This window comes from Ureibacillus thermosphaericus (genome assembly GCF_012396605.1).
In the GTDB taxonomy this organism is placed as follows: Bacteria; Bacillota; Bacilli; order Bacillales_A; family Planococcaceae; genus Ureibacillus; species Ureibacillus thermosphaericus.
In genome coordinates, this window is record NZ_JAAXPW010000003.1 from 38,060 (window position 1) to 50,324 (window position 12,265).

A 12,265-nucleotide genomic window follows, 5' to 3' on the forward strand; every position below is an offset into this window, starting at 1 on the left:
AATATTATATCGTGAATAACCTTACCGTGCATAAACTAATGTTTCGTTTTTTCGAACATTTCTTCTTGAACGAGTTCTTGAATGCGTTGAATTGCTCCTTGTTCCGCCAGTTCCACAGCTTCTGCAGCTTCTTCCAAAGCTTTTACATAGCGGAAATTGTGGAACGATTCTTCCGCTTGAAGCAACAATTCATGGACCCTTGGATTTGAACGATATCGGTTTCCATATTGAATGATACGCTCTATTAACATCACATTTTCGATCATCTCTTTAGCATGTTTTTGCACATCTTGAATACATTTTTCCGCTTGATCTAAATTGCTATTTACCAAATTCATGTTCAACGGAACTTCTTGGAGGCTTTGCATTACAATAAATAATTGCTCTTCTGCTTCTTCTAAGCGAGCATCCATTTCTTCTGGTATACCCGGAATGTTTGCTCTATGTAACATCCGGTCTGTTTCTTGCAGGATTTTCTTTAAAGACTGAAGTTTTGCTCGAGCTTTATTTTCATCAATTCGCAAATTCTTTAACCGGTTTGAAAACTGATCTTGCACCGCTTGAATTTGCTCAATTTCATTACGAATTTCGATTAATTCTTCTTGCAAACTTGAGTATGCGGATTTTTCTTCTCTTACACGGGATAGCAATACTTCAAATCTTTTTTGTATCACTTCCAATTGTTTTAATCCGAGTTTTGGAATTTCAGCCTCTTCTTCCGGCAAACGATAGCTATTTTGCACATATTCTGCTTCTGTACTTACTTCTTTTGTAGCTTTCAAAACTTCATTTAAAGTTTTGTATGTACTATCGCAATTTTTATCGACATAGTTTTTTGCATAAACTTCTTTTTCAAGTAAATCGTAAAAATTGTCGATTTCATCATTGATTTCTTGGATTCTTGTCGACACATAAGAAATATTTAAATTCGCTAATTCCTCTTCTAATTTCTTTAATTCTTGTTCAATACGGTCAAGGTTCTTTGTTAATTCTAAATGCTGTAAGTAATATGATTGCTCTTCCATTTCTCGATGACCGGTTCTCAATTCATGGATTGATGCTGGTATTTTAGTTTGAATTTCTGTTAATAATGACGGGATTTCACTAATCAATTCATACATATTTTTCGACTTTTCATTGAGTAAAAGAACAATTTCTCTAGCATTTAAATAATTTCCCTCTTCTGTCATTTTTTCATATTCATCAAGCTTTTGAGGAAATTCTTCTAGCATTTTTTCCAAATTCTCAATCGCAGGACCAAAGGAATATTGATGAGCTAGAAGAGTTTTGCGAGCTGAACGATAAAGTTCCTTCAATTGTTCTATTTCAATGCGATTCTTTTCTTCACTGCCAATTAATTCTTCTAATTCAGATAAGATCTCATTTTTGATTTGATCACATTTATCAATATAATCTTCTATATCTTTTTCAATCATCGAAGCTTTTTTAAATTTAAACCGGTCAATATATTCTTCAGCATCGAACAACATGGAATCAATTTTGATGATGTCAACATCTACCACTTCAGTCCATTTATTTCGCCAACGTTCGAATAATTCTTCCGTCTGACCGTTCATATTTAAATTTTTTACCTTTGTTAATTCTTCAAATATAGGATAATGTTGAATTTGTAATTTCTTTTTTTCCAGTCGCTCTATTACAGCATTATGTTTTTTCCGGATGATTAGCCCGAACGTTAATAATGCTAATAGTACGATGATGACAATGATGATATACTTCATCGCAAGCCTCCTATTCCACACTCACGCAAATTGGCTATATGTTATATAATATACCATGTTTTTGAACTTTTGTTTTAAAAAATAAAGTATTTCATGAAAGTAATATAATTCTATTTAAAAGGAGTTGAAAAAAATTGAAAAAAGATGGGCACATTCATACTCCCTTTTGTCCCCATGGAACAGCTGATTCGCTGGAAGGATATATAGAAAAAGCAATTCAACATCAATTTACAGATATTACGTTTACTGAACATGCACCTCTACCAGCAAATTTTGTTGATCCCACACCCGAAAAGGATAGCGGAATGAAACCGGATTTATTGCCAACTTATATAGAAACATTGCACAAATTAAAACAACAATATGAAAAAGATATCACCATTCATATAGGTTTAGAAGTGGATTATATTGTTGGTTATGAAAACGAAACGAAAAACTTATTAAATAGTGTTGGTCCTTTTCTTGATGATGCCATCCTGTCCGTTCATTTTTTAAAATGGAAAGATGAATATGTTTGCATCGATTATTCAGAACAAGAATTTATGAAATTTGTAGAAAAAGTTGGAAGTGTTGAAGCGATTTATGAATTGTATTATGATACTGTTATTCAATCAATTGAAGTGGACCTTGGTGTACATAAACCTCGTCGCATCGGCCATCCTACCCTAGTCCATAAATTCCAACATGCCCATAAAGTTCATGTAAATGATGAACAGCGCATTAAAGAAGTATTAAATAAAATGAAGGCATTTGGATACGAACTGGATGTAAATAGCGCAGGGTTAAGCAAAAAATATTGTTTAGAGCCTTACCCGCCATTCCCAATGATTGAGTATGCTAAATCGATACATCTGCCACTTGTGTTTGGATCTGATGCTCACTCAATCAATGATTTGCATCAACATTATGAAAAAATTTTCCACAAATAGGAGGTACTATGTTTACGAAAACTGAATATAAAGGTAATCTCGAAGAGCAATATGACATGTTATCCAAGCAACTCTCCGCTTTACTCGAAGGAGAAGATGATATCGTTGCAAATTTAAGCAACGCTAGTGCATTGTTAAATCAATTTTTAACAGACATCAACTGGGTTGGATTTTACTTAATGAAAAATGATGAACTTGTCCTCGGACCATTTCAAGGATTACCTGCTTGTGTACGAATCCCAGTAGGACGTGGCGTATGTGGTACCGCTGTACAGAAAAGAGAAACGATCGTCGTAGAAGACGTTCACCAATTCCCTGGTCATATTGCATGCGATGCTCGAAGTAATTCAGAAATTGTCATTCCTCTAATAAAAAACGATGAAATCATCGGCGTCCTTGATATTGATAGTCCACTGAAAAATCGCTTTACAAACGATGACAAGCTGGGATTAGAAAAATTTGTCCAAACATTAATCCAATATTTATAAAAAAATTACTACGTTTTCGTAACTTTTACGAACGTAGTAATTTTTTATGGCCTCAAAGCCCTTACATCCTCATAAATACAAACCTTATTTTTTCCGCTATTTTTTGCAACATATAAAGCTTTATCTGCCTGTAAAAATAATTGCTGATATTCAGGTCGATTTTGTTTATGCCAAGTTATTAATCCCGCTGAAACGGTCACTTTAGGAACAGTTATTTTTGGAATTTGCGACACGATTTTTTTAGATAGATGATATGCTTCCGATTTAGATATATTTGGCACATAAATGCTTAATTCTTCACCGCCCCATCGAGCACAAATTCCTTTTTTTCCAACTTCCTCAATTAACTTTTCTCCAATTTGAATTAATACTTGATCGCCAACTTGATGACCGAATGAGTCATTAATTTGTTTAAAGTCATCAATATCAAGCAATAAAAACATACCGCTTTCATCGTTTGTTAATGATTGATTCACAAATTTATCAAGATAACTTCTAGCATAAAGCTTCGTTAAATGATCATGATCGACCATTTCTTGCAATTTATGTCTCAGAATATTATTCGATATCGCTAAAGATGAGTGATGGATCAGCGATTGCATTAATTTAAAGCTATCAAAAGAGAAAAAGTAAGCGTCTTCATGTAAAACAATGCTAAAGCCGATAATTTTTTGTCCAGCAATCATCGGTATGGCCATCATCGACTTGAATTTCACATCGCTTGAAATGAGTCGGCTAAAATCTGCGATGAATAAAGAGTCCTTCGATTTTTCAAAATGCTTTGCGACAAAATCAATGTAAAAAATGCCCTCAACCGATTTAAATAAACTGGTAGAAGCATTTGCTAATTGAAAACATTCCTTCTCCGCAAACACAAAACATAACTCGTTAGGTTGGAAAGATTTCATTAACTGCTTCTTTAAAAACGTAAGCATTTCAACTATATCTAGCTCTGAATTCAATCGATGACTGGTTTCATTAATTAGTTGCAAATCACCGATTAAACGATGAGATTGATGATATAATTTTGCGTTTTCTAATGCATTGCCCGCCGTATGTGTAAGCATTGCAATGTATTCCTTTTCCTTTTGTGAGAATACATATTGGATTGGTGCTTTCACTTGAAAAATACCGTAAATTGCTTGTCTCCCTTTTATCGGTGCGTTTAAAATACAACTGTTTAATTCCTCTGATTTTTCAATCGTAATTTTCCCCGATACAAATGCTTCAACTGTTGCAGCGCGCTCTTTTAAATAGTCAAACTGTTTAATTTTAAGGGAAGTCTTCTGTTCTTGATCATTCGACAATATTAATTCTACTTCAAATTCTGAATAGTTTTCTTGGATTGTGGTAATCACGTTTTCTAATATGATGTCGATATCCATCGTAGAGTGAAATAAATCCGTCATACTATATAATTTTTTAAATTTCTTTTCGTTCGTGCGTACTTCTAAATTATGAATGAATGCTCGAAGAAATTTTGAGATGTTATCGACGAATTCACAAAAAACTTCTGATTCAGAAAACTTTTTCCAAGTAGGACTCGATTGACATAATAATAATCCGAATACTCTTTCTCCTTCTCTGAGTAACACCATATCAGTGAAATCACGATAGTCAAAAAGCTCCTTTAAAGATTGTGGTATGGAAGCCCTAGCTTCGACCATTTGCGGTATCTCTCTCTGTTCTAATATGGAAATTGCGCTTTTATACTGCTTTAACGTATCATTTTCAACGAAGAGAATATCGCATTTCTTTATATTAAAATGTTGTACCAAACACTTTTTAAGCATATTGATAAATTCTTTCAAATCACGCTCATCCTCGATGGAGCTAAATGAAAGGTTCAATAATTCCGACTTAAATTCCATTAATTTCAGCCGATCTTCTGACATGAAATCACCTTTTCTTGACTAACAAGATAACAACATACTATTAATTATACCATTTTTTAAAACTAATTTCCTACTTATATTTTAGCTTTAAAGACATATTGTAAAATAAAATTTTCTCTTTTCTGTATCATTGATTAATGTTATGAAAAAAACAGTTGAAATATCTCTAAACATTATCAATTCAATTATTTTCCCTTGACTGAAGTTCTAAAAAATTATAAAATTACCTTCGTGTAAAATAAATGCAGCAGTTGTATAAACTTGTGAATGTATTTTATTCCTCTAATAGTCACTGATTATTAGAAGGTGTATTGAGTAACCCTAACGGCTGCTAGGGCGAAAATACATGAAAATAAAATACACATAAGTTCGGATACAACTGGTTTTGTTTTACAACAAAAAAACCAAAAGGAGGAGACAAGATGTCTCGTTATACAGGACCATCATGGAAAATCTCTCGTCGCCTTGGTATTTCACTAAGCGGCACTGGTAAGGAATTAGAAAGACGTCCTTACGCACCAGGTCAACACGGACCTACTCAACGTAAAAAATTAACAGAATATGGTTTACAGCTTCAAGAAAAACAAAAACTTCGTCATATGTATGGTATGAACGAACGTCAATTCAAAAACCTATTCGTTAAAGCGGGTAAAATGAAAGGTGTTCATGGTGAAAACTTCATGATCCTTCTTGAATCTCGCTTAGATAACTTAGTATATCGTTTAGGTCTTGCTCGCACTCGTCGTGCAGCTCGTCAATTAGTAAACCATGGCCACGTTACTGTTGATGGACAACGTGTTGATATTCCTTCATACAGCGTAAAACCTGGTCAAGTAATTTCTTTACGTGAAAAATCTAAAAACTTACAAGTTGTAAACGAAGCAATTGAAGCAAACAACTTTGTTCCAGAATACTTAACTTTCGATGCAGAGAAAAAAGAAGGTACTTACGTTCGTTATCCTGAACGTTCTGAATTACCATCTGAAATTAACGAATCTCTAATCGTTGAGTTCTATTCTCGCTGATTTATTGCTTTATTACAAAAAGCCCTGGAAACTTTGTTATCAAGTTTCCAGGGCTTTTTTTAAGCATATGGAAAACTTTATTTCAATTAATAGTGAAACAAACAAATCTGTTAATATCAAGGCATTAAGTATATTCAATCGTTTTGCTATTATGTTTCTTGCGGGTAATTTTCCCCCATTGGCAACGTTTTTTTCTATATCCTATAAACGCCGAAACTCTAATCAGCGATAAAAAATAACGGAATATAGCAATTTCAATCATGACCATTAGTAATGCAATCATCACATCTGACCCATGCAGTTTTAATCCTTGAGTATATACTCGCTGGAAAAATGCTGTAAGAGACAATAAGATTCCATAACATGTATAAATTAAAAATAAATTAATCATAAATGGAACATTCAATAAATCGAATGATAGAGCAAGTAATATTGTAGCTAAACCAAATACCTCAATAAATGGTCCTAATAATTCAAAAAGCCAATAGTATAAGTAAGAAAAGAAACTAACTGCTTTGTGGGGAAAACGAGTAAACATGATTGGATAGCTTAAAAGCGATTGAAACAATCCAATATGCCAACGCCTTCTTTGTTTTATCACATCTCGAATATTTTCAGGCATTTGGCTCCAGCAAATTGCTTCCGGACAATATGCAACTCTATAATTTCGTTGATTATTTAGCATAAACGTATGCAAACGCATTACTAATTCCATATCTTCCCCAATAATATTTGTATGATAGCCTCCTGCAGCGATGACGACATCCTTCTTAAATAAACCAAATGCTCCTGAAATGATTAGATTTCCACTAAATTGATCGAGGAAAATGCGAGAGGCTAAAAATGAGCGATCATATTCCATCACTTGCATTCCTACTACTAGATTCCGAGGAATTCTATAATCCATCACTTCACCGTTAACCATTTCTACACATTGGGCAACCCGAACCATTCCACCAACAGCAATTACTCGTTCATCAGCTAACACTGGTTGAATAATTTTTTCTAATGAGTTTCGTTGGAGCAAAGAATCCGCGTCAATTGTGACAAAATACGGATAGCTTGAAGCATTTATGCCAAGATTTAACGCATCTCCTTTACCACCGTTCTCTTTTTGAATCAGTGTAATCTTGATGTTTTTAATGGTAGTTTCATAAATGACTAAAGCATCCTTACACATGATTTTTCGATGAATAGGTCTATTTATTTGAACAAAAGGAAAAGCTTCTAACAACTTTTCAACCGTCTTATCTGTTGAACCATCATCAATAATGATAATTTCAAATAACTTATAGTCTAAGTTGAGCAGATTTTTTACACTATCAACAATCGTTACTTCTTCATTATAAGCTGCCATTATAATTGATATAGGCATGTAATACTCATGCTTTATTTCGTTTTTTAGCTTTAACATTCTATTTTTTTCATAAAGACGCACTGCTCCAATTAAAACATATAAAAATAAAAAAGTCGTATATAACAACATATAACTAATAAATATCAGGGCTACAACGTCCATAAAACGTTCAATGAATAAATTCACTTAAAAATCCGCCCTTCTAACTGTAGATGGTACCGAAGCATTTCTTTAGCATAGCGATCATGGCCATGCAAAACATCTAACAACTCACTCTCTGATACACCCATTTCTAATAAAGATTGGCTGGCATTGCGTCGCACATAAAAGTTGGAATCAGTAAGTGCTCTTTTTAATGTAGAAATTACCCGTTCAGAATGATACTTACTTAAAGCATTGACAGCTACAATTCGAATTTCATCTTGCTTGTCATTCGCTAAATCAAGAAGTAGAGATTCCGCTTTTTCGTAATAATGTCTTCTAAAATATCGGATCAATCGAATTTTTTCTTCAAGATCTAATTGATTCTCTTGTAATAATTGATAAAATACTTCCTTATAACGGTCGCTTTTATATGTGATATAGCCTATTAATCCTAACACAATCGGTTGATGAAAAGTATCCCGTTTCTCCCACAATTCATCAATCAATGAGTCGTAATCGTACGGATAGTTGAGCAGTCCGTCCTGAATAAGTTTTGGATGATGAAACAATTGATTGTCTGTTAAATAGCGAAATACACTAATAATCCATTTTGAATCTGGTTGTTGATAAGTCGCCAAAAGAATATTCTCTCGCAAATAAATTGTTGCATTTTCTAAATAAGCAACTAGCGTTTTATAAATAAATGGGTGATGCCATTTTCCTTTAGCAGCATACGTAGCAATAAACTTAGCTAAATACGCTTGCTCCATTTGATCTTTCTGCTGATATTCAATTACTAGAGATTTTATTACGGGTTCCAATTGGGATAAATAAATAGGTAATTGCTCATTTTCTTCAAAATGGGCTAAAGCTTTTTCAAAGGAAATTAATTTATTTAGATTTACTAACTGATTTTTCAATACTTCTATATGTTGTCGATCAAAATATTGTTCTTCCAATAATAGATTTTGTTTTTCAGAAATCATTATGATAAATTGTTGTTTCAGCTTATTTTGCCGCCGCATGTCGTATTTTTGATATAATATAAAACCAATCGTAAAGAAGAGGATTGAAAAACAAATGGCAAAGTAAAAATAAACGACAGCAAAAAACAGATTAATCCTCTCCTTTCCAATAGTTTTGTACAGCATAATAAGATGGTTTTATATATTCCTTCACACGATCTAACTGCTTAAGCGGCTCTACATAAATTTCCGTACTTTTAGGGTTAGTGAACTTTCCATTCCCAATAGCAAGATATAACCTATCTATTTGAAGAGGTTCTACTCCATAATGTTGATAATAATCATCATGAATCGTAAATTTTAAAGGATCGTAAATATTAAGCAACTGATAAGGTATTCGAATTTCAATTCGTCCATCTCCAACTGCCAAATCCGATTGTTCAGTTTGTTGCCCATTAAACAATTTCAATAGTTCCATATCTTTAAAATAATAGTGGTAAATTCTGCGTTGTTTTAATAACAGCTCCTCTTCTGTCAATATTTTCTTATTTCTCTTTAAATATTTCACGATTTCATAATTATTCGAATCTTTATCCGGATAATAGAAATAAGGATTACGACCATTGGTGAGTTCTAAAAAGTTTTGTCTCACACCTTGATAGCGCTCATGTACATATACTCTTGCTCCAGCTAAAGGATTCACTACAATAAGAAAATCTATGTTTCTATCAAAAGTAATATCGAATAATAAAGGTGTTTTACTCCCTAATTCCGGATGTAAATCAAGACCTATATAAAAAGGTTGATCATTCGTGATTGCGGGATCTTCCAACCAAAAATACAAAAAAGCATGATCTCTTGTCATCAATACTTTCGTCGTTTCATTTTGAAAACTCTCAACAACATCTTGCCAATCATCGTCATTTCCATCTACCTGCATCAATACTTCACCGCGATATGGTTTAAAACCTATCAGACCAAAATGTTGAGTGGATGTTAGTGGATCATGCCATTCGTTTATTTGTTGAAGATCCACCGCATAAGAAGTCTCAAAAGCTCTGCGATCCCATACATCTTGCCAAGAACGAATTACATTGCCATTGTAACCAAGACTATCAAACATCTTCAGTTTTTCTACAATTTCATGTTCTTGCTTCTTAGTATTATGAAAATAACTGTCACTTGGATAGCCAATGCTGCTAATGATTACAGGTACTTCATGAACTCGATTCAATAATTCAAAATAATTCTTTACATCAGAAAAAGATTTCAATTCACTAGAGTCAATTAATGGAAGCAAGGAAAAATCAAAATCTTCGTAAGCATAGCTGGCAAATAACCCCGCTTTCATTTGAGCGGTCGGTTTAATCCGGTCAATATTAAATGCATTCTTTTTTTCAATTTGCACTGCATAATGTTCTTGATATTGAAAAGGATCCATTAAAAACGTGCTATTTACGGAAATTGGGCGTTGCGAATGATATTTTTTGGATTCATATCTCACAATATTTTCAATGACTTTAGCCATCATGATTTCAAAATTGGTTGATTGTTCAGTTGTTGTCACATATTCACCAATAAATGCCGGTTCTTTATCTAATGTATGATTCAAATAAGAAATTGTATCTTGATCCCATTCATCCCCAATTAAAATTCCAACAACCCAAGGAGATATATCATAAAAATAAAAGCCACTTCCCTTATGTTTATTGGTGAGAATAACTTTTTTACCATGGATAATATCAATTACATCTCTACCATCTTTTAAAAGTGTTTGATAAAAATCAAAATAATCTTTATTTCGTTTTGTTTTAAACTCGTCTGTCGCTACTCGTATACCTTGAAGTAGAAATAAAGGCTGCTTACGGTCTTTATTGTATTCATAAAAAGCTTTGTAAAAGTTATCATCTAATATCGTTGATACTCGTATCGTATTAGCACCCATTTGTTGTATTTGTTCAAACCAGCGTAAATAAGTTTCTTCATCAATCGCAAAATCAGTGGCTCGTTTCGGTCCGTATGAGCTATCCATTTCTACCCCTCTAATCACAAATTCTTGATTTCCATCCGCTCGTTTCTGATAGATTGTTTTATTATCAATATAAAATGGAGTAGTAATGGTTGTTTCTTTTCTTATATCCACATAAAAACCCTTCATATAGTAAAAATAGTAACCCACCAGCACCATAACTATTAATAAAACTACTATCAATAAATAGCGTTTCATAAAATCTTTTTCTTGATTCTCCCTATCATTCAAAACTTCATTTATTTAATTGATTCATGTCCATGGCGAGATGGATGACTATATTGATAGAGTACTTCTATATTTTCATCAAGCCATTCTCCACGTTCTTCTATATAATCTTTCATTTGTTCAATAGCTTCAGAATGGCTCATAACGTTCCTTTCAGCTGGTGATAGATAATTAAAACGATCATAGCGGTTTAAATCATACATCTCACTCCATCGATAATTGTTTCGCTCAATTGCGTCTCCTAAAAATTCAACCGTTTCGTCAATGTATCGATGGATGCGCTCTGTACTTAACGTTGTCTGGCGTAAATAGCGATATCTTCTAATTAACCCATCAACAAAGTCTTCATCTTTTAACAACTGCTCATAAAACATACTATGTGTTAACGAAAAGTCGGTTTCGTCAAAAGGAATCGATTGATAATTATCTAATGCATTGTTAAAATCCCAGACTACCGGTGTTAATTTTCCTCCTAATTCACGATAAAAATAAGTGGAATAAAGGCCTGCATCGACATTGCGAAACAGTTCATTAATAATAAAATAGTCGTAAAACGCTTGAACATTTATCAATTTTCTATATTCTTTCTCTCCATGTGCAAATGGTATTTGATAGATACAATGGGCAATATATGAAAAATCTTGATTCACAAATTGATATCTCGCTTCTGAATACTGTGCTTCATTAGGATAAATCAACTCTACACCTGAAGGATAAACCTTATAAGTATCCATCAAAAAATCATTCAAAATTACATCCATTTTTTTAATTCGATCTACATTTACAATATAGCCAGTTTGATGACTATTTCTTTCAGGCGTTGCAATTGGTACTCGCCCCTCGCCTTTTGACACTTTTTCCATTAATACATAAAGTCCTTCATATCGATCGTCTACAAACAATTCTACAAATCGTACATCAGGGGCATAAGGCATCATTTCTCCTGCTAAATTCATTGCTACATAATTTCGAATTAGACTACGATCTAAATAAGGTCCATGCAATACCCAATTATTATCTGCCTCCATGCCTAATAAGGAGATATCCAATTTATTCTTATTTTGATCAACGATTGCAACGTCATAAGATTTTTTGTTGAAAAATCGGGAGGAATGTCCTCGATAATGAATCATTCCCGTGAATTTAATTGGTTCTGCATGAGCTTCATACAGTGTAATCGTTGTCTCAATTTCAGCTTCTCCATTTTCTGACAACTCATAATAATAATTATTACGATCAATCATGATTGGGGCACCAGGAATACGTTGACCTTTCGTTTCAATCCTAATGACAGGTAAATGGGTTTTTATGTTGGAAAATTCGATTGGGGTTATAGTATTTGTATCAATTTCTTTATGTTGATGATATCGCTTATGAAAATCCCATTGATCTAATTGGGCTACCACAAAAACAAAAAATGCAATCCCTACAATCATTAAGGTAAACAACACTTTGCTTTTCAT

The 12,265-nt window shown here is 33.2% G+C and carries 9 protein-coding genes; 3 read left to right on the plus strand and 6 right to left on the minus strand.

Going from position 1 to position 12,265, the window contains the following annotated elements; genetic code table 11:
* Nucleotides 1-35 precede the first annotated feature (35 nt).
* Nucleotides 36-1,742, minus strand: coding sequence for a septation ring formation regulator EzrA (ezrA, locus tag HF990_RS02420; protein WP_016837100.1), 1,707 nt, complete (start codon nucleotides 1,740-1,742; stop codon nucleotides 36-38).
* A 134-nt stretch (nucleotides 1,743-1,876) separates the two neighbouring features.
* Between ezrA and hisJ the strand changes: the two genes are divergently transcribed.
* On the plus strand, nucleotides 1,877-2,671 hold the full coding sequence (hisJ, locus tag HF990_RS02425) for a histidinol-phosphatase HisJ (RefSeq protein WP_016837099.1): 795 nt from the start codon (nucleotides 1,877-1,879) through the stop codon (nucleotides 2,669-2,671).
* An 8-nt stretch (nucleotides 2,672-2,679) separates the two neighbouring features.
* Nucleotides 2,680-3,159, plus strand: coding sequence for a GAF domain-containing protein (locus HF990_RS02430; protein WP_016837098.1), 480 nt, complete (start codon nucleotides 2,680-2,682; stop codon nucleotides 3,157-3,159).
* Nucleotides 3,160-3,203: 44 nt separating this feature from the next.
* On the opposite strand, the gene HF990_RS02435 is transcribed toward HF990_RS02430, so the two are convergent.
* Nucleotides 3,204-5,054, minus strand: a complete 1,851-nt coding sequence (locus HF990_RS02435) for a sensor domain-containing diguanylate cyclase (protein WP_168411922.1) — start codon at nucleotides 5,052-5,054, stop codon at nucleotides 3,204-3,206.
* Between the two features lie 422 nt (nucleotides 5,055-5,476).
* Here HF990_RS02435 and rpsD point away from each other — a divergent pair, with 422 nt between their 5' ends.
* The gene (gene rpsD, locus HF990_RS02440) at nucleotides 5,477-6,079 is read left to right on the plus strand and encodes a 30S ribosomal protein S4 (protein WP_016837096.1); all 603 of its coding nucleotides are present in this window, start codon (nucleotides 5,477-5,479) and stop codon (nucleotides 6,077-6,079) included.
* Between the two features lie 124 nt (nucleotides 6,080-6,203).
* Here rpsD and HF990_RS02445 read toward each other — a convergent pair whose 3' ends face one another.
* The 4 genes from HF990_RS02445 to HF990_RS02460 form a co-directional block, all read right to left on the minus strand.
* On the minus strand, nucleotides 6,204-7,622 hold the full coding sequence (locus tag HF990_RS02445) for a glycosyltransferase family 2 protein (protein WP_016837095.1): 1,419 nt from the start codon (nucleotides 7,620-7,622) through the stop codon (nucleotides 6,204-6,206).
* Nucleotides 7,619-8,566: a HEAT repeat domain-containing protein gene (locus HF990_RS02450; protein WP_016837094.1), complete on the minus strand. Its 948-nt coding sequence runs from the start codon at nucleotides 8,564-8,566 to the stop codon at nucleotides 7,619-7,621. The genes HF990_RS02445 and HF990_RS02450 overlap by 4 nt, the downstream gene beginning before the upstream one ends.
* 130 nt (nucleotides 8,567-8,696) lie before the next feature.
* Entirely contained in the window at nucleotides 8,697-10,688 is a 1,992-nt protein-coding gene (locus HF990_RS02455; RefSeq protein ID WP_168411923.1) for a hypothetical protein, read from the minus strand.
* Between the two features lie 125 nt (nucleotides 10,689-10,813).
* Entirely contained in the window at nucleotides 10,814-12,265 is a 1,452-nt protein-coding gene (locus HF990_RS02460; RefSeq protein WP_016837092.1) for a CotH kinase family protein, read from the minus strand.